The sequence below is a fragment of the Bacillus cereus group sp. MYBK15-3 genome (genome assembly GCF_051916765.1).
Classification (GTDB): domain Bacteria; phylum Bacillota; class Bacilli; order Bacillales; family Bacillaceae_G; genus Bacillus_A; species Bacillus_A cereus.
Map to the genome: position 1 here is coordinate 748,263 of NZ_JBQAHG010000002.1, position 26,492 is coordinate 774,754.

The following is a 26,492-nucleotide window of genomic DNA, read 5'->3' on the forward strand; positions in this document are numbered from 1 at the left end:
TAAATGAATATTCTTGTTGTAAAAACTCCAGAAGAACTAGCAGAAGCAGGTTATAAATTAATTGAAGAAGTTGTAAAAACAAAAGAAAATCCAACGTTAGGAATGGCTACAGGAAGCTCTCCATTAGGTATTTATGCAGAAATGCGAAAAAATAAACTTGATACAAGCCGTGTAACCACTGTAAACTTAGATGAGTACGTAAATTTACCACATGAAGATAAAAACAGCTATCATTATTTCATGCAAGAACAGTTGTTTGATCATCTTCCATTTAAACAAACTTATGTACCAAACGGGATGGCAAGTGATTTAGAGGAAGAGTGCAAACGTTACGAGAGCATTCTAGCTGCTAACCCAGTTGACCTACAGATTCTTGGAATCGGTGAAAACGGTCACATCGGATTTAATGAGCCAGGAACACCGTTTAATTCTCCAACAAACATTGTTGAATTAACAGAATCTACACGCCAAGCAAACCTTCGCTTCTTCGAAAAAGAAGAAGATGTGCCAACTCATGCGATTACAATGGGAATTGGAAGCATTATGAAAGCGAAACAAGTTCTACTAGTTGCTATGGGTTCTAAAAAGGCAGAAGCTGTTAAAGAATTATTGCAAGGTGAATATAGTGAAGAGTGTCCGGCTACAGTTTTACAACGTCATCCGAATGTAACCGTAATCGCTGATCAAGAAGCTCTATCTTTATGCAGTGAGGCGATTGCTGATGAACATCGACAAGTATTCACCATTTCCGATCTATTATCAGATTCAAGAGTGGGTGAAACAGCTAATTGAGGACGGCGAATGGAAGCCGGGAGATAAAATCCCATCTGAGAATGAACTTTGTGATAAGTTCGAAGTGAGTCGAATGACAATCAGACAGGCGATTAATAATTTAGTGGAACAAGGCTATTTATATCGGAAGCGTGGAATTGGAACATTTGTCCAACTTCCGAAAGTGGAACAAAAATTGCAAGGAATGACGGGATTCACAGAAGACATGATTTCTCGTGGGATGAACCCAAGTAGTCAATTACTTAGTTTCCGCCTAGTTCCAGCTACTGCGAAAATAGCAGACCGGTTGAGAATACAGGAGGGGGAATCGGTTTATGAAGTGAGGCGTATTCGCTTAGCTGATGATGAACCGATTGCTTTTGAGACGACATATTTGTCGCCAGCTCTTGTAAAAGATATTAACGAAGAGATATTGCAACAATCTTTATATGAACATTTAGAGAAAAAACTGGGCTTTAAACTTGTTAGCGCTACTCAGTCAATTGAAGCTTCCGTTGCGACGGAAAATGAAGCTGAACATCTGCATATTCCTAAAAAGGCGCCTGTACTTGTAATGCGTCAATGGTCATATTCAGAAGGTGAGGTACCGCTAGAGTACGTGAAATGTATTTATCGTGGAGATCGTTATAAATTTATTACGAATATCGCACGTAACAAATAGTATATTTCAGTTTGTGAAGTACAGTGGAATTGAAAATGGTTAACATGTAAAGAAATAAAAATACGACTCATCCTTATAAGGAATGAGTCGTATTTTTATTATGAGCAATTACGTGGTTAACAGCATCTTTGACGTGATTTACTACATAGTGAGCGTGATTTTTTACTGCATCATCTGCTTGTGACATAGCAAAACTGTGAGGAGTTAAAGAAAACATAGGAATATCATTGTAAGAATCCCCTATACAAGCAATTTCCTCAGGTTTTATTTGAAACTCATTTAATAAAACAGAAATGGCAGAGCCTTTACTAACATTCGGTGGCATTACATCTAAACATTGTTCTGCTGAGATGAAAGTACTAACTTTCCCGTGGAATTTTTCATCAATTTTTTTCTGAAGGAGTTGCAAGCTCTCCTTTGTTCCACCGACAGAAATTTTATTTGGGAAAATTGTATCATCAATCTTCTGTAGTAAGTTTGGTTCTTCAACAGAAGTCATAGTTACTTGTTGTTCAAGTTCTTGAATAAAAGGTGTTTTCTCTTCAATGTAATAATTATGCTCATCACTTACATAACGGAAATAAGGATCTTCATTCGTCATAGCTAACAAATCGGGAAGTATGCTGGAATCAAAAGTTGCAGATAATAGTTGTTTATTTTCATGTGTATATACAAAAACACCATTTACACTAATGCGATGAAAATTTGTATTTACAGCTTTCATTAAGTCTGCAATTTCATTATCAAGTCTTCCGGAAGCGAAGCAAAGAATAACATTTTGTTCGGCAAGGCTGCGTAGTGCCGCAACATCTTGTTCATCAATAAGACCTCCGTGTTGCATCATTGTACCATCGATATCACTTACAAACATTTTAATCATGCTGTTATCTCCTTTCTATGTACAGTTGCTCTTACATTATACGCATCATATATAAACATGTCTAAAAAATGAATTTTTATTAAATGGCAGATGTTTTACATTGACGACAAAGAAGAATATTCTGTAACATGAAAGTAGGCTATTTAAGTACGAGGGTGGTGTTATATGAATAATTATCTAGAAATTAAAAAAGTTTTAAATAATAATGTCATCATTGCTAGCCATCCTGAACACGAGGAAGTAGTAGTGATTGGAAAAGGAATTGGATTTGGGAAAAAAGCGAAAGATGTATTGGAGCAAGAACAAATCGAAAAAATGTTTGTCTTAAAAAATGAACGTGATCGTGAACAATATAAATTATTAGTGCCGCATATTAGTGAAAAATTAATTGAATTGATGAACGATATTATGCTGTACATTCAAGAAAAAGCGAAATCTCCACTAAATGAACATATTCATATTGCGTTAACGGATCATATTTCATTTGCGATTAAAAGGTTAAAACAAGGACTTACAATTGATAACCCTTTTTTAGTTGAAACAAAAATGCTCTATCCAGAGGAATATGCAATTGCGGAAGGTGTTGTACAACTTTTAAATTCTCGTTTGCAAATTACATTGCCAGAAGGAGAAATTGGTTTTATTGCACTTCACATTTACAGTTCGCTTACAAATTCTGATTTATCTTCAGTTAATCAAAACTCCCGTCTCATTGCACAACTTGTATCTTTAATTGAGACAAACTTACAAATTACATTAGACCAAGAGAGCATTCATTATTTACGCCTTATTCGTCATCTTCAATATGCTATTGAGAGGGTGAAAAAAGGAGAAAAAGTAGAAGAATCGCAAAGTTTTGCTGATTTATTAAAGGCGGAGTATCCAGTTTGCTATAACTTGGCTTGGAAGCTAGTTAAGGTCATGCAAAAAGAGTTGCAACTACCTGTATATGAAGCTGAAAGTATTTATTTAACGATGCACTTGCAACGCTTAGTGAAGGCAGAGCATGTGTAAAAAGTCATATATTTTTGTCTAAAATGAAAACGTTAAAAAAAATGATTGAATCGCTTACAATAGTTATGTATAATAACTATTGCAAAGTTATACAAATTTCGACAAACACATTAAGGTGAGTAACGAAAACGTTTGCCTTAATTATAGTGAACTTATACGTAAACCTATTTTTGACACGTGTTACTGATTCGATCAGGCATGAGTGGAGAAAAGTAAGGAATGTAAGCTAGAGAAAGGGATATACTACCCTTTGTATAGCTATCGTTCTATCTTTTTTTCCTCATGTCTTTTTGGCGTTTGTCGGAAGGTATCAATATAGATAAGAGAGGAAGGGTTTCCATGTTTAAGAAGATCTTTGGTGTTCTTCAAAAAGTCGGAAAAGCGTTAATGCTTCCAGTAGCGATTTTACCGGCGGCAGGTATTTTACTTGGATTTGGTAATGCATTTCAAAATCCACAGTTAACAAATGTTATTCCTGCTTTAAAAGCAGATTGGTTCGTAATGGTTGCAAAAATTATGGAACAATCTGGTGATATTATTTTCGCTAACCTTGCATTATTATTCGCAGTTGGGGTAGCAATTGGTTTAGCTGGTGGAGACGGAGTAGCTGGTTTAGCAGCATTCGTCGGCTACTTAATTATGAACAAAACGATGAGTGTGTTCTTAGAAGTAGATAAGCTAGTGAAAGTAACAAGTTCTGGAGCAGACCCAGTAAAAATTGGATTTGCAGATCCAGCGTATGCAAACGTATTAGGTATTCCAACGCTACAAACAGGAGTATTTGGTGGTATTATCGTCGGTATAGTAGCGGCATATTGCTATAATAAATACTTCAACATTGAATTACCATCATACTTAGGTTTCTTTGCAGGTAAGCGCTTCGTACCGATCGCAACTGCAACATTCTCTTTAATAGTAGGTATTATCATGTGCTTCATTTGGCCATACATTCAAGGTGGCTTAAACACGTTCTCACATCAAATGATTGATGCAAATAGAACAATCGCAGCATTTATATTCGGTTTAATTGAACGTTCATTAATTCCATTTGGATTACATCACATTTTCTATTCACCGTTCTGGTTCGAATTCGGTCAGTATACAAATGCAGCTGGCGAATTAATCCGTGGTGACCAAAAAATCTTTATGGCACAGTTAAAAGACGGTGTAGAATTAACAGCAGGTACATTTACAACTGGTAAGTATCCGTTCATGATGTTTGGTCTTCCAGCAGCAGCTTTAGCAATGTACCATGAAGCACGTCCAGAAAATAAAAAATTAGCAGCAGGTATTTTAGGTTCTGCAGCATTAACATCTTTCTTAACAGGTATTACAGAGCCACTTGAATTTTCATTCTTATTCGTAGCGCCAGTATTATTCGGAATTCACGCTGTATTTGCTGGTCTATCATTTATGACAATGCAAATTTTAGGTGTTAAAATTGGTATGACATTCTCTGGTGGTTTAATTGACTTCCTATTATTCGGTGTATTACCAGGCCGTACAGCATGGTGGTGGGTAATTATTGTTGGTCTTGTACTAGCAGTTATTTACTACTTCGGATTCCGCTTTGCAATTCGCAAATGGAATCTAAAAACACCTGGTCGTGAAGTGGCAAATGCAAATGACGGCGCAGGAAAAGCAGAAGCAGGCGAACTTCCTCGTGAAGTATTAGTAGCACTTGGTGGTAAAGAAAACATTGCTTCTTTAGATGCTTGTATTACTCGTTTACGTGTTCAAGTTAACGAACAAAAGAATGTAAACAAAGACCGCTTAAAAGAACTTGGAGCAGCTGGTGTACTTGAAGTTGGAAATAACATTCAAGCTATTTTCGGGCCGAAATCTGACACATTAAAATCACAAATTCATGATATTATGTCAGGTCGTACACCTCATGTTGAAAAAGAAGAACCTGTAAAAGTGGAAGAAACTCCTCAAAAAGTTGATGAAAATGAAACAATTGTATCACCAATCGAAGGAAAAATCTTACCAATTACAGAAGTACCTGACCAAGTATTCTCAGGAAAAATGATGGGAGACGGATTTGCAATTGAACCAACTGAAGGAACAGTAGTTTCTCCAGTGAACGGTGAGATTGTCAATGTATTCCCTACAAAACATGCGATTGGCATTCAATCTGAAGGCGGAAAAGAAATTTTAATCCACTTCGGTATTGATACTGTAAAATTAAATGGTGAAGGTTTTGAAGCGCTTGTAGCACAAGGCGACAAGGTGAAACAAGGCCAACCATTATTAAAAGTAGATCTTGCATTTGTAAAAGAAAATGCACCATCTATCATTACACCAATTGTCTTTACAAACTTACAACAAGGGCAACAAGTCGAATTGAAAAAAGATGGAAATGTTAAGAAGGGCGAAACCGCTATTATTGACATTCAGTAGGAATTTGACGCAAAATGTTTATAATTATAATAGGCGATGTGGTTGACCGAACATCGCCTATTATATACAATAGATGGTGTAGTACTCACGTCTATACAACTAAAAAATACTGTAATTTAAAGGAGATAAATTATCATGGAAAAAATCTTTAAAGTAACTAGCGACTCAGGAATTCATGCTCGTCCAGCAACTCTACTTGTAAACACTGCAAGCAAATTCGGTTCTGACATTAACTTAGAGTATAACGGAAAGAACGTTAACTTAAAATCAATCATGGGCGTTATGTCTTTAGGCATTCAACAAAACGCAGAAATTAAAATCACTGCAAATGGTGATGATGCAGCTCAAGCACTAGCAGCTATCGAAGAAACTATGAAAAATGAAGGATTAGGAGAATAATGACTCTTAACATTCAAGGGATCGCTGCATCAAGTGGGATTGCTATTGCAAAGGCTTTCAGACTTGAAAATCCTGAATTTAACATCGAAAAGAAATCAATTACAAACGAAGCTGCAGAAATTGCACGCTTAGACGCTGCGCTTGAGAAAGCAAAAACTGAATTAGAAGCCATTAAGGACCACGCATTTGCTGAACTAGGTGCTGACAAAGCTGCGATCTTTGAAGCACATTTATTAGTGTTAAATGATCCAGAACTAGTAAACCCAGTAAAAGATAAAGTAAATAGCGAAAAAGTAAATGCTGAATTTGCAATGGATGAAGTTGCATCAATGTTTATTTCTATGTTTGAAAACATGGATAACGAATATATGAAAGAACGTGCTGCGGACATTCGTGACGTAACAAAACGCGTTCTTGCACATTTACTAGGAATTAACTTCTCAAATCCTGGTACAATTTCTGAAGAGGTAATCATCATTGCTGAAGATTTAACACCATCTGATACAGCTCAGTTAAACCGTAAGTATGCAAAAGGTTTCACTACTGATATCGGTGGACGTACATCTCACTCTGCAATTATGGCTCGTTCTATGGAAATTCCAGCTGTTGTTGGTACGAAAGTTGTTATGGAGAAAATCCAAAACGGCGATATCGTTATCATTGACGGTTTAGATGGAGAAGTAATTGTAAATCCATCAGAAGAAACTCTTCGTTCGTTTGAAGAAAAGAAAGCGAAATTTGAAGAGCAAAAAGCTGAATGGGCTAAATTAAAAGACCAAGCTACTGTAACAAGTGACGGACATCACGTTGAGCTTGTTGCAAATATCGGAACACCAAATGATGTACAAGGTATTATCGATAATGGCGGAGAAGGCGTTGGCTTATACCGTACAGAATTCTTATACATGGGCCGTGATAATCTTCCAACAGAAGAAGAGCAGTTCGAAGCGTATAAAGCAGTTCTTGAAGGTGTAAAAGAAGGTCAACCAGTCGTTGTTCGTACACTTGACATCGGTGGAGATAAAGAGCTTCCATACTTACATTTACCAAAAGAAATGAACCCATTCTTAGGATACCGTGCAATTCGCTTATGTCTTGATGAGCAAGATGTGTTCCGTACACAACTTCGTGCATTACTTCGTGCTAGCGTATACGGTAACTTAAAAATTATGTTCCCAATGATTGCGACTCTTGATGAGTTCCGTCAAGCGAAAGCGATTTTATTAGAAGAGAAAGCGAAACTTGTAGAAGCGGGTACAACTGTTTCTGATTCTATTGAAGTTGGTATGATGGTTGAAATCCCAGCTTCAGCAGTATTAGCAGATCAATTCGCGAAAGAAGTTGACTTCTTCTCTATCGGAACAAATGATTTAATCCAATACACAATGGCTGCAGACCGTATGAACGAACAAGTATCTTACTTATACCAACCATATAACCCATCTATTTTACGTCTTGTAAAAATGGTTATCGATGCTGCTCATAAAGAAGGCAAATGGGCTGGTATGTGTGGTGAGATGGCGGGCGATTCACTTGCTATCCCATTATTATTAGGATTAGGTTTAGATGAGTTCAGTATGAGTGCAACATCTATTCTTCCTGCAAGAACACAGCTAAGCAAGTTGTCAAAAGCAGAAATGGAAACATTAGCAGAAAAAGCATTAATGATGTCAACTGCTGAAGAAGTTGTTGAACTAGTTAAAAGCATATAAACAATAAAAAAACCTGAGCCGATTTGAAATCGGTCTCAGGTTTTTTCTATGAGAAAAGTAAATCTTATTTGCTTACTATTGAGGATAAGAGACAGAATTAGATAGCGATTGCAACGATATCAGTTGGGCATACACGTAAAATACCAGTAAAAGTATTTCGATTTTGATTGTTCTTATCGTCTTTATTGTTATCTTTGTTATCTTTGTTATTACGAGCTAAAGCAGAGAAAAGAGCAACACCGTTAGCGAAACCTTCAAAAATTACATTATTGAAAGTGCCATTACCTCTAATGCTTAAAAGAGAAAGCTCTGTTCCAACTGAAATGCTAGCAAGTACGTTACATACAGCTGGTTGTTGTGGTCTAACTACTTCTCTCTCTTTCTCGCGATGTTCGCGATGGTCACACTCTCTTTCACGATGATGACAGTCTCTAAAGTTATCACAGCATCCAAATGATCCAAACATAATCCTCATCACCCCCTTCACACTTATAATCTATGTAAGTTCGGTAGTTAGTGACTGGACAGAGAGTGGAATTTTTTCTAGGGGATTTTCTCATTTTAAATGACTAGCTGGGTGTTTAGTATGGAATGATGTTTAAAATAGGGGGAATATAACAAAAAATGTAAAAACCACCGAAATAAATGAAATGGGTAGCCTTTACACTTTTTTACTTTTATATAAAACGATGATATATACAGGAAGAGCTAGGAGTAGTGGCACAATGGATCGTGCAGTATGTTTTTCTGATTCTAATTGGAATGCTTCTTCTTTTGGAAATTGTAAAATGGAGATGTTTGCGGCATCACCAATAAAATATAGAAGCAGTACAGTTACTATGTAACATAAAAGTGCGATAAAGCTTCCGTATGAACTCAATGAAAATCCCTCTCTTGTTATCTATTTGTTATCATTGTATCACAATTGTAACAAAAATACACGGGTATATTTCAACACCTTAACAAAATTCGACACGAAACGTCACGTTTATTTATGAGGAGGGAATAGAATATACTTTTCCATAAGTATAAATGTCGAATGATTTGTAGTAATATTACAAAAGTATGACAGGGAATAAAAAAACGAAGGCAACGTAGTTACCTTCGTTTTTTATTATTTTGCCCACTCACTCACTTGCTCTACGCTCATGCGAGGTGCAGGGTGGCCTTTTAAAGTTGATTCACCAATTGTAATAAGCATAATTGGAACGTAACGAGATGAAACGTTAAATTCGTCTGTCAGTGCTTGTGGATTGAAGCCACCAATAGCACAAGTATCCCAACCAGTTGCTTTAGCTGCAAGCATAAGTTGCATTGCTGCTAAAGATGCATTTGAAAAGGCAGCATCTCTTGGGAATTGTTCACGAGCATATGCAGATTCAATATTTTTAGCTAAGCGTTCTTTTGCTTCTTCTTTCATAAATCCTTGTTCTACAATTGGACCATATACCGGCTCAACATTTTTATAAGCTTCTAAATCGCCTAAAATAGCGACTACTGCAGAAGCATCAAGAATTTGTTGTTGGTTATAAGCTATTGGGTGTAATCGTTTTTGTACATCTTCACCTTGAAAAACAAGGAATTTCCAGTGTTGTAAGTTCCAAGCGGAAGGTGCTTGTGCTGCGGCTTTTAAAATCTCATGTAATTCTGTAGATGAGATTTCTTTATTTGGGTTGAATGCACGTGTAGATGTGCGTTCATATAGAACATCAAAAAAGTTGTCGTTTGTCATTGTATATCCTCCAAATTGTATATCGAATTATCTTCAAAAAAATAATATACACTACTTACATTTTGTAAGTTATCGAATTTAAGAATATAATATCTTTATTTTAATTGTCAAGTTTTAAAAATTAGCTAGGGCATTCATACAAACGATACAATTCCTACAATCATACACTAAAAAAGGAATTTATAGAGTGAAAAGCGAAGATAACATTCTCAATTAGCTTGTTAATATGTATCTCTCACAAATTAAAGTTTATTGGAGACCAGTCTTTTAAAAAAGTTTGTGAGGAATTCAGTAGAACAAGATATATGAAGTGAGTGAAGACTAGTGATGAACATACTACATTTTTTATTAGAGAATACGGTTTTCCAAAATGTGTTACAAGATCTGCAGTTAAATGTCCTTTATATAGAAAATGGATGTAAGCATCAACAAACGGTAGAAAATATCCATCCCAAATGTATGTTTATAGCAAATAGTTTTGAAGAGGGCGAACTATTATTTCAAAGAACGAAACCACACATTATCATTACGTATGTAACAGATTATTCTCAAATAAAATATATAAAGAATATGTATACTCCGCACAGTACATTCATTGTCATTTGGGATCAACAAATAACAAAAGAATTCACAGATGTACTTGCATTAGGAATACGTAATATTGTAATAGCTCCTGTAACTCCGCAAGCAGTGTTAGAGGAAGTGAATAAGAGTTTGTATCAACTTTCTTTAGTGAGGCAAGTTAGTTTGCAGCAGGAATTGCTTCAAACGATGTTTGATTTTCAAAATGATCTATTATTTATAGTAGAAGATGATGAAATAGTTGATTGTAATACAAATTTTTTGGCTTTTTTCGGATATGAAAATTTGTTTGCCTATCGTGAGCAACATTTAGTATTTGCTGAACATTTTATTAGAGAAAATGGATACTACTCGACGACGCATGATATAACATGGCTAGACGATACTTTATCTAGTGGTAGAAGAATTAAGATGTTAAATTATGAAGGGGTAGTATCTACTTTTCTATTACGTGCGACACCATTGCCAGAAGATTTATCAAGATTTATTGTAAAGTGCACGGAAATTACAGAATTAGATGAAATCTATCAAGAACAAGAAAGACTTGCTATGATAGATTCATTGACAGAGATTTATAATCGTTTAAAGTTTCAACAAATACTAGAGGTAGAATGGGAAAAGGTAATACGTAGTGATGAGAAAATAGCAATCATTTTATTTGATATAGATAATTTTAAAACAGTTAATGACACATATGGTCATGATTTTGGCGATTTAGCATTAATACAACTTGCAGAGCTTATGAAATCTAAAGTGGAGCAGCAACATGTATTTGCAAGATGGGGAGGAGAAGAATTCATTATATTAGTGACAAATACAGTAGAAAAGGAAGCATTTCAAGTTGCGGAGTCATTACGATTCTTTATTGAAACAAAGCAATTTACTGGAATTTCGAAGTTAACAGCTAGCTTTGGAGTTGCGTTATATGAACAAGGAACTACAAGAGAAGAATTAATGCAACGAGCGGACATTGCATTATATGAAGCGAAAAAAAATGGAAAGAATCAAGTATGTGTGTATAGAAAAGAAAAAATGTAATTTTTCGCAACAAATTGTTGCGATTTTTTTTTATTGTTTGATAATAGAATAGGGGGGATAATTTTTAGCGAAGGAATTATGGAGGATCAATATGATAAAAAAAGTAATGGTGATGGCTTCACTGTCTGCTATAGTTGGCAGCGGAGTATACTATTTTCTTGTTAGCCCCAATATAAAGGAAAACACTGTATTAACAACTAAAGTGAATCCTACTATTGAATCGGAAGTACAAGGGAATATAGAAGAAAAAGAAGAGCAACAAATTGATTATGCTAGTATATCTCAAAAATTAGATCAATATTTAGTCGGAAAGCAATTTAATGGAACAGTTTTGGTAACAGATAAAGAGCGTGTTATATTGAATAAAGGATATGGGTATGCTGATGTTCAAAATAAAATAGAAAATACGCCTCAAACAAAATATCGTATCGGTTCTATTACGAAAACAGTTGTTGCCACATCTATTTTACAGTTGCAAGAACAAGGTAAATTGAATATTCAAGATAATGTAAATAAATATATTCCTTCATTTCCGGAGAATAAAAATATTACGCTATATCATTTATTAACGCATACCTCTGGTTTACCTGAACATGCGAAAGGAAATGTGAATGCTGCTTCCCGTTTACAGTTAATTAATTGGATTGGACGTCAAAATTTAGAATTTCCTGCAGGAACAGGTTGGAGATATACAGATTATAATTATATGGTTCTTGCTTATATAATAGAACATATCTCCAAAAAACCTTTAGGAGATTACATAAAAGAAAACATATTTTTAAAAGTAGATATGCATGAATCCGGTATGGGAAATATGGTACCTGGAGATAAAAATTTTGCAAAGGGTTATGTGAAAAAAAATCAAGAGCTTGTACCAGCGCAGAAGTTAGGCATGGATTGGCTATATGGTTGTGGTGAGATGTATACGACAGTTGGAGATATGAAGAAGTTAGACGAAGCGCTATTATAAATGGAAAACTTCTTTCTGAACAAAGTATACAAGCAATGTTTTCGCCTTCAGCAGAACGGAAATATGCATTTAGTTTTTATATATATCCAGATTATTTTCATAATCATGGTGTATTATCTGGTTGGAACACTTTCAATAATTTTAATAAAGAAAAAGGAATTTTTGTTATGTTATTTTCAAATGTGAAAAATAGTATGGATGATGACTTTAATAAAGAGTTCCGAAAGATGGTAAATGATTTATTAGAACAAAGGGGATGAGAAAATGGAACATAAAACTGTATCAATAGGTTTCATTGGTATTGGCGTAATGGGAAAAAGTATGGTTTATCACTTAATGCAAGATGGTCATAAAGTATATGTATATAATAGAACGAAAGCAAAAACAGATTCTTTAGTGCAAGCTGGTGCACATTGGTGTGATACGCCAAAAGAGTTAGTGAAGCAAGTTGATATTGTAATGACAATGGTTGGATATCCACATGATGTAGAAGAAGTGTATTTTGGTATAGAAGGAATTATAGAACATGCAAAAGAAGGTACGATAGCAATTGACTTTACGACATCTACACCTACTTTAGCAAAACGTATTAATGAAGTTGCAAAAAGTAAAAAAATATATACGTTAGATGCACCTGTCTCAGGAGGAGATGTTGGCGCGAAAGAAGCAAAACTCGCAATTATGGTAGGTGGAGAGAAAGAAATATATGATAGATGTTTACCTTTACTTGAAAAGTTAGGAACAAACATTCAATTACAAGGACCAGCTGGGAGTGGACAACATACAAAAATGTGTAATCAAATTGCCATTGCTTCCAATATGATTGGAGTATGTGAAGCTGTTGCTTACGCGAAGAAGGCTGGACTGAATCCAGATAAAGTGTTAGAGAGTATTTCAACAGGGGCAGCAGGTAGCTGGTCATTAAGTAATTTAGCTCCTCGAATGTTAAAAGGAGACTTTGAGCCAGGATTTTATGTAAAGCATTTTATGAAAGATATGAAAATTGCTTTAGAGGAAGCAGAAAAATTACAATTACCAGTCCCAGGCTTAAGTTTGGCGAAAGAATTGTATGAAGAGTTAATTAAGGATGGCGAAGAAAATAGTGGAACACAAGTATTATATAAAAAATATATAAGGGGGTAAACGAGGTGGACCTTCAAAAGTTTGATGAGATGATTGATACTGTACAGCGAGCTACTTGTATGCAAATTAATGAAAGACAAAAAGAAGCTTTTAAACAAAAATATGATTTTGAACCAGAATTTGAATATGGAAGAGATGAGAAGGGGCATTATGTAATTCGAACCTCAAAAAAGATGTTAGAAGAAATGGAGTTTTATTTAGCATTGAAATATGATCGTGATGGAGTGGATCTTTATATGCAAGCTGAGATTGACGGCATATTTCATGTATCTGTTAGCTATGGTGAAGATGCCCTACATTTACAAGAATTGTTTCAATTTCTAGAAGAAAATAAATAAAAGTCCTCAAATGAGGACTTTTATTTATTTAGTCATCTTTAATTTTTATAATTATAAGTTAGAAGCCCGGCGGCATCGTTCAACCGGGAACGGGATAATTTGTGCGATGTGATTAGGGCCAAATTGTTTTGTACGAGCATGGCGTATTATATAAAAAGCACACAGAATTGAAACAGGAATAGCGCCGAATAAACCAAAAAATAAAGCGCTTACACAAGATGCGACAAATCCTAAAACACCAATTTCTAACTCTTCCATAATAGCTCCTAAAATAACAGGAAATGCTCCACATGTAACTCCAAGTATAAGTGCGATAAGTAAGCTCATGATTATCCCCCTCTGTTTGCGATATTATTTTCCTTCTTAGTTAATTGTAGTATATCACATATAAAACAGAATTTTCAGAAAAAATTCAAAAAATGTTCAAAAAATGCACTTGAAAAATCAAGGTGTTAAACTTGTGATGAAATGGTACTTTCAAGTAAATAAAAAATCAGGCTTATTTCAAAATGAAATAAGCCTGTTCCATAGGAGGATGTATATATGTAGAGTGAATAAAAGTTTGGAAAAGGGGGTCCAAGTCCTTTTATTCAACTAACTACCTTAATAGATTGGAACCCAGCCTTCAGTTGTCACAAAAATACGAATAGCTACAACTTGGCGATCATCTTGCAAGGTAAAATAATGTCTTGCATTTTCAGGAACAGATATTAAATCGCCTGGCTCAAGTTCAACATCAAAGAATTTCCCATCTTTACCTTCAATAGCGAAAATGCCATGACCACTGACGATAAAACGAACTTCGTCATCTGTATGATGGTGTTCCTTTTGGAAATTAATTAATAATTCGTCAAGGTTAGGGGTGCTATTTGAAAGTGAAATTACATCATGTGCTTTATAACCACGGCGTGCTGAAACATCAGCGATTTCTTTTGAAAACACAGCTAATATTTCAGCTTTGTTTTCATCTGTTAAAGAATAATTTTCATTTAAATGAGTAGGAAGTTTAGAAATATTCCATTTCTCATATAAAACGCCTTCCTCTTGTAGAAATTTAGATACTTCCACTTCATTTTCAATACGAGTATTTACTTCATGAATACGAATTTGCGCCATTAGAAACGCCTCCTTGAATTGATAATAGTTTTATATGAAATTGGAATAAAAACTCATAAGCTTCTAATCTCTTCTTTGCATCAAAGCTATCTCGACCCCATACGGTAATACCGTGGTTACGGATTAATACTGCACCCGAATCTCCTTGTATATGCTTTCGGAAGTTTTCTCCAAGCGTTGGGATATGGGCATGGTTTTCAATAATAGGAATTTGAATTGTTGCACCTTCTTCCCAAATATCGAGAGCTTTAATAATTTCTTGATTTTGAAGGGTGACTGCATCACTATATAAATTTGTGATGACATTATTATCAGTTGTATGAACATGAAGTACGCACCCGGCATTCGTATTGTTATAAATGTGTGTATGCAATATTGTTTCTGCTGAAGGGCGTAATTCAGTCTCTAAAACGGGAACTCCTACATGATCTACTAATAGAAAATCATCTGGAGTGGTTTTTGTTTTATCTTTACCGCTTGCTGTAATAAGAAAAGTAAGTGGTTCATGGCTAACCTTTATAGAAATATTACCACTTGTTGCTGGAAACCAATTTCGTGTTGTTAACTCTTTTTTTAACTCGCTTAAGTCATACCATTGACGAAAAAGTTGTTTCATGCCTTCACCTCCAACAAAAGTTTTAATTCAGCTTGCACATCTTGAAATGTTTCAAACGGTGTATAAGCAATATGATTTTCTTCACACTTTGTAATAAGAAAATCGCGAGCGAATACTTTATCAGCTTGTTTCGCGGCTTGTAAATCAGTAATAGAATCTCCAATTACAATATGAAAGTCATTTGTATCACTTAATTTACGGATTAATGATGATTTACATAATCCGCAATGATTTTGACAATGATCATCACAAGAATGAGGCCATTTAACTGTAATAAACTCTGCTGAAAAGTCTGTTTCATTACAATAAATTTGCTCTTTTGGAATGATTCCATGTAAGAGTGGATAGACGAAGAAATCCATTCCACCTGATATCACGTAAAAAGAAATGTTATTTTTCTTTACGAATTGTATAAACTCATGAAAACCACTACGGATTTCAGCAGTTTCTATTAAAAATTGAATAATATCATCGTGCAGATTAGTAGGTATGAATTGAAATAATTGAGAAACACCTTCTTGAATGGATAGTTCTTGTGATAAAATTTTATTCTTTACTTCCTCGGCTTCTGGTGGTGCGAATTTTTCCATAATGGACATAATGTTATCATTATTTGTAATCGTGCCATCGAAATCACAAAATACTTGAATACTCATAATTTCACCTCATAAGAGGGATTTCCCCATATTTGTAGTGCACTATGCAAATTTATGTCGTCTACTTCATGGAGTGGTTTATTTTGCAAAGTAGCATCAATTGCAGTACGGAAAGCTTTACCGCCGCCTTGCGCTCCATTTGGATGTCCGTGTATCCCGCCGCCAGCATTAATAACAACATCTTTACCGAAATCTCGTACAATAAAGGGAACGAAACCAGGATGAATACCAGCAGACGGAACAGAAAAGCTCTTCTTGAAAAATGCATCGTCTTCAGTTAAATATTTTGAGATAGCAAGAGCCTCCTCTTTTTCTAGCGCAACACTTCCGTATGGAGATGGGAATAATGAAAAGTCAGCCCCAGCATAACGTAGTAGCTTTCCAAGTAATAATGGTGATGAAACTCCATATAACTTGGATGCTGAATAAGCACCACTTACAGCAGGATGTGCCATAATAGGAACTGGGATTTCATCATCTTCTGCAAGTGATTGTAGTACATCTAGTCCGTAAGCAAATACGTTAAATAATAGAATATCAGCTCCAGCTTGCACTGCACGTTTAGCATTTTCTTTTAAATCAAAAGTTCGTCCTGTTAAATTTAAGGCATATAACGTTTTATGACCGTATGTTTCGTAGACAGATTGTAAAACTTCTTTTCCAGATACAATGCGTTTCGTAAGTGGTGTCAATGCATTTTCAAATAATATTTCATCATCTTTTACTATATCTACACCACCAATTGCTTGATCGCGTAATTGCGTTTTTAAATACCCAATGTTTCGTCCAATCATTCCTTTAAAAATACTCATTAAAAGGGGACGATCATGCACTTGTAAAAGATTTCGAATACCATCTATCCCGAATTTTGGACCAGGAAAATGTTTTTTTAACTCGTCTGAAAAAGTTAAGTCAATTAGTTTTACTTCGCCATCAAGTGATAGCTTTCCAAATGTAGTCGTTAAAATCGCTGGTAAATCTGGACTGAAGTTTAATAGCGGATATTCGATTTTAATAATTCCGCGTTTTACTTTTTTACGTAAATACGAATTGGTATATTCATGTTCAGCTAATTCCTCAACATGAATGACGTTGCCTTTATGCTGCTTTAATTGTTCTTGCAATAAGTGTGGCAAATGAGTCCAAGAGCCAATTGTTAAACCGAGTGCAATTTGCTCAGCTTTTTTTTCTAAGTTATGTGAATCATCATGGATTAAATACGTCGCTATAATTCCGCTCATTGTTATAACCTCCTAGTTAAATAAAAAAACCTCTCAGCTAAGGAGAGGTTTTTTTACAACCAGCTCCTTATCTGTCAGCGTAATGCTGCGAGAATTAGCACCGTGTCTACAATTGTAGATCGGTTGCCGGGTTTCGTCGGGCTCGTCCCTCCACCTGCTCTTGATAAGAAGTATTTAGAAATGTTTAAATTTTTAAGATAACTGAATTTTGTCAGATATTTTTCGTGTTGTCAATTACTTTTTGAAAAAATTTAATTTATCAATTCGATTAATGGCTTCTCGTAATCTATCTTCTGCATGCAAGAGACCAACACGGACATACCCTTCCCCATGCTCACCAAATCCAACACCAGGAGCAACTGCGACATGTGCTTTTTCTAGTAAAATATCAGAAAATTGCTCAGAGGTATATCCTTTTGGAACGGGAAGCCATGCAAAGAATGATCCTTTTGGAATGTCTACATTCCAACCAATTGAGTGACAGGCTAAAATAAGAGCGTTTCTTCGAGATTCGTAACTATTTACAAGGTCTATTACGCAAGACTGTGAACTTAATAGCGCTTCTCGAGCAGCATCTTGAACTGCACCGAATATACTAACATACATATGATCTTGTAATAGGTTAATTGTTTCAATCACACTTTCATTCCCTACAGCAAAAGCGATGCGCCAGCCAGCCATATTGAAAGTTTTTGATAATGTGTAAATTTCAATTCCTATATCTTTCGCACCATCTGCTTGCAAGAAACTAACAGGTTTTTGACCATCAAATCCGATAGCGCCATAAGCAAAATCGTGAACAACTAATATATTATGTTTATTAGCAAAGTGAATGGTTTCATCAAAAAAATCTTTTGATGCAGTAGCACCGGTAGGATTATTTGGATAGTTTAAAAACATTAATTTTGCACGCTCTGCAATAGAGTCATCAATGTTCGTATAATCTGGTAAAAAGTTATTTTCTGCAATAAGCGGCATTGTTTCAAAGTGTGCTTTTGCTAAAGCAACCCCGGATAAATAATCTGGATAACCTGGATCCGGAACGAGAATCGTATCACCAGGATTTGTAAAACAAATCGGTAATTCTACTAGTCCAGCCTTCCCGCCAAACAAAATAGCAACTTCAGTTTTTGGGTTTAATTCGACGCCGTATTCACGTTTATAGAATGTAGCCACGGCTTCCTTTAAGCTTTCATGTCCGCGAAATGGCGGATATTTATGATGAATGGTCTTTTCGGCAGCATTTTGTAAAGCTTTTACGATATGCTGCGGTGTTGGTTGATCTGGATTACCTTGACCTAGATTAATAACATCGTGACCAGCTGCAACGACTTTGTTAACTTTTGCAACAAGTGAAGCGAAAAATTGTGTTGGCAATGATGTTACTATCTCAGAAGGTTGAAATAATTTCATACTTTCCACCTCTTTTGAAAGTTGTTACAATTCTAGTGACAAATGATATAATCTTTCCAGTATTTTGTAAAGAGAAAAATAAGAATGGGGCTGAAAAAATGAAAGTCGCATGTATTCAAATGGATATTGTTTTTGGAGAGGTAGAAAAAAATATTGAAAATGCTAAAAATAAAATAAGCGAAGCTATGAAGGAAAGGCCAGATGTTATCGTCTTACCAGAACTATGGACAACAGGATATGATTTAACGAGACTTTCTGAAATTGCAGATAAGGATGGAGTGGAAACGAAAGAAAAGTTAATAGAATGGGCGAAGCAATATAATGTACATATTGTTGGTGGGTCCATAGCGAAGCAAACGGATCAAGGCGTTACAAATACGATGTATGTTGTAAATAATGAAGGACAGCTAGTCAACGAATATAGTAAAGTACATTTATTTCAGCTTATGGATGAACATAAATATTTAATAGCTGGTAATGGTACGGGCGAATTTAAGCTAGATGATGTTGAATGCGCTGGAACAATTTGTTATGACATTCGTTTTCCAGAGTGGATGCGTGTCCATACTGCTAAAGGGGCAAAAGTATTATTTGTTGTAGCTGAATGGCCATTAGTTCGTTTAGCACATTGGCGTTTGCTATTGCAAGCAAGAGCAGTTGAAAATCAATGTTATGTTGTTGCGTGTAATAGAGCAGGAAAGGATTCGAATAATGTGTTTGCAGGTCATTCTTTAATTGTGGATCCTTGGGGTGAAGTTGTAGTAGAGGCGAATGAAGAGGAATCAATTTTATTTGGAGAGCTTGTATTCGAGAAAATTAAAGAAGTACGTAAAGGAATTCCAGTTTTTGCGGATCGCCGTCCAGAATTATACAAATAAAATGTTGACAAGTGATTTTTATTCTTGGTATAGTCTTCAACATAAAGTTAAAAATTCAAAAAATTATACAACTCTTATCAAGAGCAGGTGGAGGGATTTGGCCCGATGAAGCCCAGCAACCGACCGTAATACCATTGTGAAATGGGGCGTTTATTACGCCAAAAGGCACGGTGCTAATTCCAGCAGAAAGTAAAACTTTCTGGCAGATAAGAGGGGAGAAGATAAACTTCAAACCTCTTTCTTAGTGGAAAGAGGTTTTTCTATGTTAGAAAAACCTCTGAATTTAAAAAGGGGGAGAAGACGATGGGATATTATTCATTAACAGAAATAACAGCTGTACAATATGCGAAAGATCATGGCTATTTTGAAGAGAAGGCAAATGTCATTTGTCATGAAATTGGAGATGGAAACTTAAATTACGTGTTCAAATTAGATGATGGAGAGAAATCCATTATAATAAAACAAGCACTGCCTTATGCTAAAATAGTTGGTGAAAGCTGGCCATTGTCTATAAAAAGAGCAACGATTGAAAGCAAGGCACTGCAAATTTTTGCGCAGTATGTACCGGATTATGTTCCAGTAGTGTACAGTCATGATGAAGAGTTAGCGATAACGGTAATAGAAGACTTATCAAGACTAACAATTACAAGAAAAGGATTAATAGACGGAGAAGAATATCCGCTTTTATCCCAGCATATTGGTCGTTTTCTAGCACATGTTTTATTTTACACTTCAGATTTTGGTTTACAGTCAGAAGAGAAGAGGGTACTAGAAGGTGCCTTTGTAAATCCGGACCTTTGTAAAATTACAGAGGATTTAGTGTTTACAGATCCATTTGGACATTATGATACAAATGATTATGAGCCAGATTTACAGCTCGTGGTTGATGAACTTTGGAGTGATAAAACTTTAAAACTAAAAGTAGCACAATATAAATATAAGTTCTTAACAAGAAAAGAAACTCTTATTCATGGTGATTTACATACTGGTAGTATTTTTTCGTCACCTTCTGAAACGAAAGTGATTGATCCAGAATTTGCGACATATGGCCCATTTGGATTTGACATAGGTCAATTTATTGCAAATCTATTATTAAATGCTTTATCTAGAGAAGAAGAAAAGAGAAGAGTACTATTTTTTCATATAGAAAAGACGTGGAGTAATTTTGTAGAGACTTTTACAAAGTTATGGATTGGGGAAGGTGTAGAAGCATATACGAAAGAAAAACAATGGTTACCAATTATTTTGCAAAATATCTTTACTGATGCTGTTGGATTTGCCGGATGTGAACTAATTCGTAGAACAATTGGTTTAGCTCATGTAGCAGATTTAGATGAAATAGAAAATAAAGAAACAAGAATTCAAGCTAAGAAACAAGCGCTATCCTTAGGAAAAGAACTAATAAAATATGAATCTAAAAGTGCTGATATTCAACTGTTTCGAACATTATTTCAACAGACAGTTTCAAGGGGTGTAAAAGTATGAGTACAATCGTTACTGTTCCGAGATCTGTAAGTTGGAAAGGTGATGCAATTGCGGTATTAAATCAAACGAAATTGCCACATAGCACAGAATACAAAACATTAACGACTATTGAAGAGGTTTGGAAAAGTATCATAATGTTAGAAGTACGCGGAGCGCCTGCAATTGGAATTGTAGCTGCATTTGGTTTGGCGCTTGCAGCGAAAAAATATAATACTTTACATATCGAAGAATTTCAAAAGAAGTTTAATAGAGACTGTAACTATTTAGGGACATCACGCCCAACGGCAGTAAATTTATTTTGGGCAATGGATCGTATGAGAGAATCTATTCGAGAGATTACTACAATAAAAGAAGCACAAAAAATATTAGAAGAAGAAGCGCTTCGCATTCAGCAGGAAGATGAAGAGGTGTGCCGAAATATTGGGGAATATGCGTTAACATGTTTTAAAGATGGCGATAATATTTTAACAATCTGTAACGCTGGAAGTATCGCAACTGCCAGATATGGAACTGCATTAGCTCCCTTTTATATTGGAAAAGAGAAAGGTGTGCGTTTACATGCATATGCGTGTGAAACGAGACCAGTTTTACAAGGTGGTCGCTTAACGACGTGGGAATTGAAGCAAGCAAATATTGATGTGACCCTTATTACAGATAATACTGCAGCTCATGCTATTCAAACGAAAGAAATAAATGCAATTATTGTAGGGGCGGATCGAATTGTCGCAAATGGAGATACGGCAAATAAAATAGGGACAATGAATTTAGCTATTTTAGCAAAGCACTTTAATATCCCATTTTACGTTGCTGCTCCACTGTCAACATTTGATGTTACGAAAGAAACTGGAGCTGAAATTATTATTGAAGAAAGAGATGAAACAGAAGTTACGAAAATCTTTGGAAAACAAGTAGCACCAATTGGAACGGATGTTTATAATCCAGCATTTGATATAACGCCGAATGAATTAATTACAGGAATTATTACTGAGAAAGGTATTATACGCGGGGACTATAAACGAGAAATTGCATCATTATTTGAAAAACAAGCTAATACATAATAGCTTGTTTTTTTATGCCTAAATGCAGTGTTTTCTCTTACTTATATAATGAAAGGAGGGGAAGAGGATGGAAGAGTGGATCAAGATGATAGGTAATGTAGGGTTTCCGATTGTTGTAACATTATATTTACTCCACCGTATTGAAAGTAAACTAGAGGGGGTAATTGTTGCAATTGAGAAGCTCCCGCGGCAATTACTAAAGTACGAAGATCCTCGGGAATAAAAATAAAGTTTGCTCTTCTTGAGCAAACTTTATTTTTATTGAGCGGTATAACCACCATCTATAACAACAGCTTGTCCCGTTATACCTTTAGCTTTTTCACTCGCTAAAAACATCGCATAATCAGCGATTTCTTGTACTTGTAATAAGCGCTTTTGTGGGACGAGTGGATAAATAACATCTTCTAAAACATTTTCAAGTGGTACATTTCGTGTAGTAGCTAAGTCTTGTAGTTGATTACGTACAAGAGGGGTATCGACATAACCAGGGCAAAGGGCATTAACAGTAATACCATGCGTAGCACCTTCTAAAGCAGCAACTTTTGTTAATCCAATTACGCCATGTTTTGCACTATTGTAGGCAGCTTTTCCAGCAAATCCGACAAGGCCGTTAATAGAAGCGACATTAATAATACGACCATATTTTTGTTGTTTCATAATCGGAAAGGCATGCTTAATTGCGATAAACGGAGCAATTTGCATAATTTGAATTAGTAGCTCGAACTTTTCAGTTGGAAAGTCTTCAATGGGTGAAACGTGTTGCATTCCTGCGTTGTTAATTAATATATGTAATGAACCGAAATGATCAACTGTTTGAGAAATTGCTGCTGTAATTTCCTCTTCAGATGTAACGTCACATTTTAAACCGATAGCTTGAAAACCTTCATTTTGTAATTGTTCAGCAGCTTCTTTTGCACGTTCTTCAAGTCGATCGGTAATCACAACTTTTGCACCTTCTTTTGCAAAAGCCTTTCCCATTTCATAACCAATGCCACTTGCAGCACCTGTTAAAAAGACAACTCGATTTGTAACCATGATGAAAAACATCCCTTCATAATAAAGTTTTCATAGTGCTCTATTTAGAGAAGCTATAATGAAATTCCTGCAAACATTTGGAAAAAATATCGTTAGCTATCTTGTTTTGCAAAATAGTCTTTGCTATACTATTTTGTAAAGCAAGATAGTAGGAGGATTTGAATTATGTCGACAAGTCAAATGCTGAAAGGGATTTTAGAAGGATGCTTACTTGCTATTATTTCTGAAGGCGAAATATACGGTTATGAAATGAGTGAAAAGCTAGCGAAGTATGGTTTTACAATGGCGAGTGAGGGGAGTATTTATCCGTTATTAATACGAATGCAAAAAGAAGGACTAATAACAAGCGTAATGAAGGAATCTCCATCTGGTCCAAAGCGAAAATATTATACATTAACAGAAAAAGGCGAGGAAGCACTTGATGAATTTATGGATCGCTGGGAAGCGATGCAAAGTAGTGTAGAGCGTCTACTGGTAGGGAAGGGGAGAAAAAAATAATGCTATCAAGAGAAGCACGAAAGTTTTTGTTAGATATGAGATTATTTTTGACGGCAAAGAGTGTAAAAGAAAGTGATATTGAAAACTTTTTAGAAGATGCAGAGTTGCATTTAATAGAAGGTGAGAGTGAGGGGAAGAGTGTAGAAGATATTTTCGGAAGCTCCCCGAAAGAATATGCGCATGAACTTGTAAAGTTAATGGAAAAGGATAGACGGGAAACGTGGAAGCAAATTGGTTTTACAGTAATGAATATCGTAACGTTTTGGATTATTGCTTCTATCTTAATAGTGAATAATGGAATGTTACAGATTTCACTTATTCAGTGTATCGGTTATAGTTTTTCATTTATTTTAGTTGTTATAGGTCCTAATTTTCTACTTCGCAAAATGACCTTCGTAACAAGCTTTACAAAAACATGGTTTTCTATGTGGTCTTTAGTTATGATTGCTCCAATGTTTTTATTAGGAGCTGTTACGATATTAGATGTGATACATCCGACAAAAATGCTCACATTCACCGAAGTGCAAAGTTATATAGTGTCTGGTGGGATTTTTATCATCACAGTAACTATAAATATATATTTTGAAGGATGGTTTAAAAATTTATATTTAATCATTCCACTTTCAATTATGTTAGTGTTTAAAACATTTACAACGGAAGAACTTATGCCAATGCTATTTCAAATTATATGTTTATACGGAAGTTTATTTATTTTAATTTTTGTTGAAATTATGATGAAGACGAATAGAAGAGAAATGGTTAAATAAGGGAGGAGTTATAATGAAGATTTCTAAAGAAGGTGAAAAGTTTTTAATCGATACGAAAGTATATTTAATAACAAAAGGGATTAAAGAAGAAGATGTGGACGCTTTTCTAGAAGATGCAGAGCTTCATTTAATAGAAGGTGAAAAAAAGGGAAAGACAGTAAGTGACATATTTGGTGACTCACCAAAAGAGTATGCGGAAGAATTAGCGAAAGAGATGGAGAAGGATAAAAGCGGGAGCATAAAAAGTATTTTAGGGATGATTATTGGTATTGGTGGATATTGGTTACTGACAAATATTTTATTTGGAAGTCCAGATCAACAATTTACGTTAACAAATGTACAGTTAATTGGTTATCCTATCGTTTTAATCATTACGATTATTGGAACGATTGTTGCATTTAGAATGTCTTCTTTTAAAAGTAAATTAGTAGAATTTGGAATGATTTATGTAATAGTAATGGTTCCTATTTTATTATTGGTGTTATTGATGTTTATGAATAAATGGTATGGGACACCTGTATTGCAATTGGCGACAATGCAAACATATATATTAGCAGCAATTATCTTTTTATTACTTCTTATTGGTGAAGTATATGTTCTTGGCTGGATGGGTGTTTTTGTACTAATTGTTCCTCTTATGATTATGTTCTTATTTAAAGACTTAGAAGAAAGTAATGTATTTTGGGGAATTGCAAAGGTCTTACTTATGTATGGAAGTATATATGGATTAATGAAATGGTCTTTAAAAATTGAAGAAAGAAAAAGTATGAACTAGAAATTCAATAAAAAGCGGCTGCTCTGGATATACCAAAAATTATTTCCAAAGAAATATTATATAGGGATTTTTAGAGGGATTACATTTACATTTAGTTGTCTATTTTTATTTCTAGCAGCCGGGATTTGTTTTGTTGATTGGAATAAGTTGTTTTAAACAGTAACATGAGGGTTACTGTTTTTTTCTTTGTAATAAAGAGCTTTGTAAAGAGAGCGCTTTTTGTTCTGCTGTTAATAAGGAATGAATATGAACGTTTTCTGGACGAGGGACTATCGGATACATAAGATTTGTTGGAGAAGGGTGGTGCTCCGAGCCGGTTGGAGAATGAGGATCTGCATGAGTAAGTTTTCCATGAATACGTCTTGTAAATAAAATATGACCGATTTCGTGAGCGAGCGTATATATATTTTTCATAGGGGCAGCCGAATTTGTTAAAACGATATAGCCAGTAAGTTGCTGTTGTTTTGCTAAAGAATAAGCGCAGGCAATTACTGCTGTTTCTTTGAAATAATCACTGCCAATATAACAAATATAAAGGTCGCATTCAGGAGCTTCATTTACACATGTTTGGAAAAAGGATGCCAACTTTTCTTGACTTTGAATGGAATTTTTATAACTGATTTCACGGTCAAAAAAACGGAAAAGTTCATTTAATACAATTACTTCTTGAATTTGAAATGTAATGGGGTGCCAAATTGATTCTGCAACAGCTAAATCTTTTGCGATGCGGTCATCAGAAATATCGGCGCCGGGAGTAATGCAAATACATATATTGACGTATGGATCCATAAGGAACACCTCAAATGAAAAAAGTTCTTCCTATAATATATGTGGGGAAAAGATGTCATGTATGGATAAACGCCTTCTTTATTGAATATATAGATGACAAGTCGAAAAAATTTCATAGTTCTATAACATGGTATGGTCGTCTTTTTGATATAGTAAAGGAAAGGGGGAGAATATATGTATACATTAAAAATCGTTTCAGACAGAGAAGCACTTTATCAATTTGCGAGTTATGTAAGAGTTGTACAAGGGGTTGAAGATGTATATGTAGAGGTGGGAGAACCTTTATATGAACATCCTTTAATGAAGTTTTATGTACATATTAAGCTGAAAGAAACATATGAGCAGCATAAAGCGTTACAGGAAATAGCAAGATTAGTAGAATTGGGTCGTTTTACATATGTCCATTATCGTAATGATGAAATTGAGGAAGCTTTTGAAGCTGTAAAATATGAAAGTTTTAAGAAATAAAGATGAAAAAACGGAGGCGAAAGCTTCCTTTTT

Annotated in this window: 29 protein-coding genes, 2 pseudogenes and 2 riboswitches; of the genes and pseudogenes, 19 read left to right on the forward strand and 12 right to left on the reverse strand. The window is 35.0% G+C overall.

The genetic code is table 11. The features are described 5' to 3' along the window. Positions 1 to 3 precede the first annotated feature (3 nt). Together nagB and phnF are read left to right on the forward strand one after the other, a co-directional pair. Positions 4 to 792, forward strand: a complete 789-nt coding sequence (nagB, locus tag ACTFR8_RS12425) for a glucosamine-6-phosphate deaminase (RefSeq protein ID WP_001024210.1) — start codon at positions 4 to 6, stop codon at positions 790 to 792. Next, positions 722 to 1,453 carry a phosphonate metabolism transcriptional regulator PhnF gene (phnF, locus tag ACTFR8_RS12430; RefSeq protein WP_021727649.1) on the forward strand — a complete coding sequence of 244 codons (732 nt, stop codon included), beginning with the start codon at positions 722 to 724 and terminating at the stop codon, positions 1,451 to 1,453. Before nagB ends, phnF begins: the two co-directional genes overlap by 71 nt. 73 nt (positions 1,454 to 1,526) lie before the next feature. Here the strand turns inward: phnF and ACTFR8_RS12435 are convergent, their stop codons facing one another. Beyond that, positions 1,527 to 2,333, reverse strand: a complete 807-nt coding sequence (locus ACTFR8_RS12435; protein ID WP_000594244.1) for a Cof-type HAD-IIB family hydrolase — start codon at positions 2,331 to 2,333, stop codon at positions 1,527 to 1,529. 165 nt (positions 2,334 to 2,498) lie between these two features. Between ACTFR8_RS12435 and glcT the strand changes: the two genes are divergently transcribed. The 4 genes from glcT (at position 2,499) to ptsP (ending at position 7,861) form a co-directional block, all read left to right on the forward strand. Beyond that, complete coding sequence (gene glcT / locus ACTFR8_RS12440; RefSeq protein ID WP_001067317.1) at positions 2,499 to 3,347, forward strand: glucose PTS transporter transcription antiterminator GlcT; 849 nt, start codon at positions 2,499 to 2,501, stop codon at positions 3,345 to 3,347. Between the two features lie 339 nt (positions 3,348 to 3,686). After that, the gene (gene ptsG / locus ACTFR8_RS12445) at positions 3,687 to 5,750 is read left to right on the forward strand and encodes a PTS glucose transporter subunit IIABC (RefSeq protein WP_000473174.1); all 2,064 of its coding nucleotides are present in this window, start codon (positions 3,687 to 3,689) and stop codon (positions 5,748 to 5,750) included. 135 nt (positions 5,751 to 5,885) lie between these two features. Further along, entirely contained in the window at positions 5,886 to 6,149 is a 264-nt protein-coding gene (gene ptsH / locus ACTFR8_RS12450) for a phosphocarrier protein HPr (RefSeq protein ID WP_000411080.1), read from the forward strand. Then, positions 6,149 to 7,861, forward strand: a complete 1,713-nt coding sequence (gene ptsP, locus ACTFR8_RS12455) for a phosphoenolpyruvate--protein phosphotransferase (protein WP_000174207.1) — start codon at positions 6,149 to 6,151, stop codon at positions 7,859 to 7,861. Before ptsH ends, ptsP begins: the two co-directional genes overlap by 1 nt. A gap of 97 nt (positions 7,862 to 7,958) precedes the next feature. Here ptsP and ACTFR8_RS12460 read toward each other — a convergent pair whose 3' ends face one another. The 3 genes from ACTFR8_RS12460 to ACTFR8_RS12470 form a co-directional block, all read right to left on the reverse strand. Next, positions 7,959 to 8,327 carry a DUF3915 domain-containing protein gene (locus ACTFR8_RS12460; RefSeq protein WP_000468039.1) on the reverse strand — a complete coding sequence of 123 codons (369 nt, stop codon included), beginning with the start codon at positions 8,325 to 8,327 and terminating at the stop codon, positions 7,959 to 7,961. A gap of 195 nt (positions 8,328 to 8,522) precedes the next feature. Next, a complete protein-coding gene (locus tag ACTFR8_RS12465; RefSeq protein WP_000100485.1) occupies positions 8,523 to 8,741 on the reverse strand; it encodes a hypothetical protein in 219 nt (72 codons plus the stop codon). Positions 8,742 to 8,975: 234 nt separating this feature from the next. Beyond that, complete coding sequence (locus ACTFR8_RS12470; RefSeq protein WP_000180372.1) at positions 8,976 to 9,593, reverse strand: nitroreductase family protein; 618 nt, start codon at positions 9,591 to 9,593, stop codon at positions 8,976 to 8,978. A gap of 327 nt (positions 9,594 to 9,920) precedes the next feature. Here ACTFR8_RS12470 and ACTFR8_RS12475 point away from each other — a divergent pair, with 327 nt between their 5' ends. The 4 genes and pseudogenes from ACTFR8_RS12475 (at position 9,921) to ACTFR8_RS12490 (ending at position 13,664) form a co-directional block, all read left to right on the forward strand. Next, positions 9,921 to 11,213: a GGDEF domain-containing protein gene (locus ACTFR8_RS12475; RefSeq protein ID WP_001023192.1), complete on the forward strand. Its 1,293-nt coding sequence runs from the start codon at positions 9,921 to 9,923 to the stop codon at positions 11,211 to 11,213. A gap of 91 nt (positions 11,214 to 11,304) precedes the next feature. Further along, positions 11,305 to 12,443 (forward strand): annotated as a pseudogene (locus ACTFR8_RS12480) (serine hydrolase domain-containing protein). A gap of 4 nt (positions 12,444 to 12,447) precedes the next feature. Beyond that, positions 12,448 to 13,326 carry an NAD(P)-dependent oxidoreductase gene (locus ACTFR8_RS12485; protein WP_000400471.1) on the forward strand — a complete coding sequence of 293 codons (879 nt, stop codon included), beginning with the start codon at positions 12,448 to 12,450 and terminating at the stop codon, positions 13,324 to 13,326. A 5-nt stretch (positions 13,327 to 13,331) separates the two neighbouring features. Continuing rightward, positions 13,332 to 13,664 carry a DUF3909 family protein gene (locus ACTFR8_RS12490; protein WP_000365622.1) on the forward strand — a complete coding sequence of 111 codons (333 nt, stop codon included), beginning with the start codon at positions 13,332 to 13,334 and terminating at the stop codon, positions 13,662 to 13,664. 51 nt (positions 13,665 to 13,715) lie between these two features. On the opposite strand, the gene ACTFR8_RS12495 is transcribed toward ACTFR8_RS12490, so the two are convergent. The 6 genes from ACTFR8_RS12495 to ACTFR8_RS12520 all read right to left on the reverse strand — a co-directional run bounded on the left by ACTFR8_RS12495 (position 13,716) and on the right by ACTFR8_RS12520 (position 18,706). Continuing rightward, positions 13,716 to 13,991 (reverse strand): hypothetical protein, encoded by a 276-nt coding sequence (locus ACTFR8_RS12495; protein ID WP_000054658.1) that lies wholly within the window; start codon positions 13,989 to 13,991, stop codon positions 13,716 to 13,718. A gap of 276 nt (positions 13,992 to 14,267) precedes the next feature. Beyond that, on the reverse strand, positions 14,268 to 14,780 hold the full coding sequence (locus ACTFR8_RS12500) for a 1,2-dihydroxy-3-keto-5-methylthiopentene dioxygenase (protein ID WP_000057317.1): 513 nt from the start codon (positions 14,778 to 14,780) through the stop codon (positions 14,268 to 14,270). After that, positions 14,758 to 15,396 (reverse strand): methylthioribulose 1-phosphate dehydratase, encoded by a 639-nt coding sequence (locus tag ACTFR8_RS12505; protein WP_000811347.1) that lies wholly within the window; start codon positions 15,394 to 15,396, stop codon positions 14,758 to 14,760. Before ACTFR8_RS12505 ends, ACTFR8_RS12500 begins: the two co-directional genes overlap by 23 nt. Further along, positions 15,393 to 16,052, reverse strand: coding sequence for a 2-hydroxy-3-keto-5-methylthiopentenyl-1-phosphate phosphatase (locus ACTFR8_RS12510; protein ID WP_000027457.1), 660 nt, complete (start codon positions 16,050 to 16,052; stop codon positions 15,393 to 15,395). Before ACTFR8_RS12510 ends, ACTFR8_RS12505 begins: the two co-directional genes overlap by 4 nt. Continuing rightward, positions 16,049 to 17,293: a 2,3-diketo-5-methylthiopentyl-1-phosphate enolase gene (gene mtnW, locus ACTFR8_RS12515; protein ID WP_000014192.1), complete on the reverse strand. Its 1,245-nt coding sequence runs from the start codon at positions 17,291 to 17,293 to the stop codon at positions 16,049 to 16,051. The genes ACTFR8_RS12510 and mtnW overlap by 4 nt, the downstream gene beginning before the upstream one ends. Before the next feature lie 64 nt (positions 17,294 to 17,357). Then, a riboswitch (SAM riboswitch) is annotated at positions 17,358 to 17,463 on the reverse strand. A 64-nt stretch (positions 17,464 to 17,527) separates the two neighbouring features. Then, entirely contained in the window at positions 17,528 to 18,706 is a 1,179-nt protein-coding gene (locus ACTFR8_RS12520; protein ID WP_252209686.1) for a pyridoxal phosphate-dependent aminotransferase, read from the reverse strand. Positions 18,707 to 18,720: 14 nt separating this feature from the next. Between ACTFR8_RS12520 and ACTFR8_RS12525 the strand changes: the two genes are divergently transcribed. The 4 genes from ACTFR8_RS12525 (at position 18,721) to ACTFR8_RS12540 (ending at position 22,350) form a co-directional block, all read left to right on the forward strand. Next, positions 18,721 to 19,584: a carbon-nitrogen family hydrolase gene (locus tag ACTFR8_RS12525; protein WP_047387054.1), complete on the forward strand. Its 864-nt coding sequence runs from the start codon at positions 18,721 to 18,723 to the stop codon at positions 19,582 to 19,584. A gap of 71 nt (positions 19,585 to 19,655) precedes the next feature. Continuing rightward, a riboswitch (SAM riboswitch) is annotated at positions 19,656 to 19,797 on the forward strand. A gap of 90 nt (positions 19,798 to 19,887) precedes the next feature. Then, positions 19,888 to 21,069, forward strand: a complete 1,182-nt coding sequence (gene mtnK, locus ACTFR8_RS12530) for an S-methyl-5-thioribose kinase (RefSeq protein ID WP_100619291.1) — start codon at positions 19,888 to 19,890, stop codon at positions 21,067 to 21,069. Further along, positions 21,066 to 22,127: an S-methyl-5-thioribose-1-phosphate isomerase gene (gene mtnA, locus ACTFR8_RS12535; protein WP_100619293.1), complete on the forward strand. Its 1,062-nt coding sequence runs from the start codon at positions 21,066 to 21,068 to the stop codon at positions 22,125 to 22,127. Before mtnK ends, mtnA begins: the two co-directional genes overlap by 4 nt. Positions 22,128 to 22,194: 67 nt before the next feature. After that, entirely contained in the window at positions 22,195 to 22,350 is a 156-nt protein-coding gene (locus tag ACTFR8_RS12540; protein WP_000393337.1) for a YvrJ family protein, read from the forward strand. A 35-nt stretch (positions 22,351 to 22,385) separates the two neighbouring features. On the opposite strand, the gene ACTFR8_RS12545 is transcribed toward ACTFR8_RS12540, so the two are convergent. Further along, complete coding sequence (locus ACTFR8_RS12545; protein WP_000258428.1) at positions 22,386 to 23,162, reverse strand: 3-hydroxybutyrate dehydrogenase; 777 nt, start codon at positions 23,160 to 23,162, stop codon at positions 22,386 to 22,388. 165 nt (positions 23,163 to 23,327) lie between these two features. Between ACTFR8_RS12545 and ACTFR8_RS12550 the strand changes: the two genes are divergently transcribed. From ACTFR8_RS12550 to ACTFR8_RS12565, 4 genes and pseudogenes are all read left to right on the forward strand, one after another. After that, positions 23,328 to 23,660 (forward strand): PadR family transcriptional regulator, encoded by a 333-nt coding sequence (locus tag ACTFR8_RS12550; RefSeq protein ID WP_000107978.1) that lies wholly within the window; start codon positions 23,328 to 23,330, stop codon positions 23,658 to 23,660. Further along, positions 23,660 to 24,427 (forward strand): DUF1129 domain-containing protein, encoded by a 768-nt coding sequence (locus ACTFR8_RS12555; RefSeq protein ID WP_098481112.1) that lies wholly within the window; start codon positions 23,660 to 23,662, stop codon positions 24,425 to 24,427. Before ACTFR8_RS12550 ends, ACTFR8_RS12555 begins: the two co-directional genes overlap by 1 nt. Positions 24,428 to 24,440: 13 nt before the next feature. Then, complete coding sequence (locus tag ACTFR8_RS12560; protein ID WP_000703262.1) at positions 24,441 to 25,202, forward strand: DUF1129 domain-containing protein; 762 nt, start codon at positions 24,441 to 24,443, stop codon at positions 25,200 to 25,202. Positions 25,203 to 25,214: 12 nt separating this feature from the next. After that, positions 25,215 to 25,358: pseudogene (locus tag ACTFR8_RS12565) on the forward strand (DNA-binding protein); the annotation flags it as partial. 15 nt (positions 25,359 to 25,373) lie between these two features. Here the strand turns inward: ACTFR8_RS12565 and ACTFR8_RS12570 are convergent. Next, positions 25,374 to 25,991 carry an ImmA/IrrE family metallo-endopeptidase gene (locus ACTFR8_RS12570; RefSeq protein WP_000371605.1) on the reverse strand — a complete coding sequence of 206 codons (618 nt, stop codon included), beginning with the start codon at positions 25,989 to 25,991 and terminating at the stop codon, positions 25,374 to 25,376. Between the two features lie 174 nt (positions 25,992 to 26,165). On the opposite strand from ACTFR8_RS12570, the gene ACTFR8_RS12575 reads away from it, so the two are divergent. Then, entirely contained in the window at positions 26,166 to 26,459 is a 294-nt protein-coding gene (locus ACTFR8_RS12575) for a DUF3928 family protein (protein WP_000288330.1), read from the forward strand. The last annotated feature ends 33 nt before the right edge of the window (positions 26,460 to 26,492 follow it).

Bases quoted from the DNA above. Each gene is read 5' to 3' on its own strand.
- nagB (WP_001024210.1), top strand. From the start codon at position 4: ATGAATATTCTTGTTGTAAAAACTCCAGAAGAACTAGCAGAAGCAGGT.
- phnF (WP_021727649.1), top strand. From the start codon at position 722: ATGAACATCGACAAGTATTCACCATTTCCGATCTATTATCAGATTCAA.
- ACTFR8_RS12435 (WP_000594244.1), bottom strand. From the start codon at position 2,333: ATGATTAAAATGTTTGTAAGTGATATCGATGGTACAATGATGCAACAC.
- glcT (WP_001067317.1), top strand. From the start codon at position 2,499: ATGAATAATTATCTAGAAATTAAAAAAGTTTTAAATAATAATGTCATC.
- ptsG (WP_000473174.1), top strand. From the start codon at position 3,687: ATGTTTAAGAAGATCTTTGGTGTTCTTCAAAAAGTCGGAAAAGCGTTA.
- ptsH (WP_000411080.1), top strand. From the start codon at position 5,886: ATGGAAAAAATCTTTAAAGTAACTAGCGACTCAGGAATTCATGCTCGT.
- ptsP (WP_000174207.1), top strand. From the start codon at position 6,149: ATGACTCTTAACATTCAAGGGATCGCTGCATCAAGTGGGATTGCTATT.
- ACTFR8_RS12460 (WP_000468039.1), bottom strand. From the start codon at position 8,327: ATGTTTGGATCATTTGGATGCTGTGATAACTTTAGAGACTGTCATCAT.
- ACTFR8_RS12470 (WP_000180372.1), bottom strand. From the start codon at position 9,593: ATGACAAACGACAACTTTTTTGATGTTCTATATGAACGCACATCTACA.
- ACTFR8_RS12475 (WP_001023192.1), top strand. From the start codon at position 9,921: ATGAACATACTACATTTTTTATTAGAGAATACGGTTTTCCAAAATGTG.
- ACTFR8_RS12485 (WP_000400471.1), top strand. From the start codon at position 12,448: ATGGAACATAAAACTGTATCAATAGGTTTCATTGGTATTGGCGTAATG.
- ACTFR8_RS12495 (WP_000054658.1), bottom strand. From the start codon at position 13,991: ATGAGCTTACTTATCGCACTTATACTTGGAGTTACATGTGGAGCATTT.
- ACTFR8_RS12500 (WP_000057317.1), bottom strand. From the start codon at position 14,780: ATGGCGCAAATTCGTATTCATGAAGTAAATACTCGTATTGAAAATGAA.
- ACTFR8_RS12505 (WP_000811347.1), bottom strand. From the start codon at position 15,396: ATGAAACAACTTTTTCGTCAATGGTATGACTTAAGCGAGTTAAAAAAA.
- ACTFR8_RS12510 (WP_000027457.1), bottom strand. From the start codon at position 16,052: ATGAGTATTCAAGTATTTTGTGATTTCGATGGCACGATTACAAATAAT.
- mtnW (WP_000014192.1), bottom strand. From the start codon at position 17,293: ATGAGCGGAATTATAGCGACGTATTTAATCCATGATGATTCACATAAC.
- ACTFR8_RS12520 (WP_252209686.1), bottom strand. From the start codon at position 18,706: ATGAAATTATTTCAACCTTCTGAGATAGTAACATCATTGCCAACACAA.
- mtnK (WP_100619291.1), top strand. From the start codon at position 19,888: ATGGGATATTATTCATTAACAGAAATAACAGCTGTACAATATGCGAAA.
- mtnA (WP_100619293.1), top strand. From the start codon at position 21,066: ATGAGTACAATCGTTACTGTTCCGAGATCTGTAAGTTGGAAAGGTGAT.
- ACTFR8_RS12540 (WP_000393337.1), top strand. From the start codon at position 22,195: ATGGAAGAGTGGATCAAGATGATAGGTAATGTAGGGTTTCCGATTGTT.
- ACTFR8_RS12545 (WP_000258428.1), bottom strand. From the start codon at position 23,162: ATGGTTACAAATCGAGTTGTCTTTTTAACAGGTGCTGCAAGTGGCATT.
- ACTFR8_RS12550 (WP_000107978.1), top strand. From the start codon at position 23,328: ATGTCGACAAGTCAAATGCTGAAAGGGATTTTAGAAGGATGCTTACTT.
- ACTFR8_RS12555 (WP_098481112.1), top strand. From the start codon at position 23,660: ATGCTATCAAGAGAAGCACGAAAGTTTTTGTTAGATATGAGATTATTT.
- ACTFR8_RS12560 (WP_000703262.1), top strand. From the start codon at position 24,441: ATGAAGATTTCTAAAGAAGGTGAAAAGTTTTTAATCGATACGAAAGTA.
- ACTFR8_RS12570 (WP_000371605.1), bottom strand. From the start codon at position 25,991: ATGGATCCATACGTCAATATATGTATTTGCATTACTCCCGGCGCCGAT.
- ACTFR8_RS12575 (WP_000288330.1), top strand. From the start codon at position 26,166: ATGTATACATTAAAAATCGTTTCAGACAGAGAAGCACTTTATCAATTT.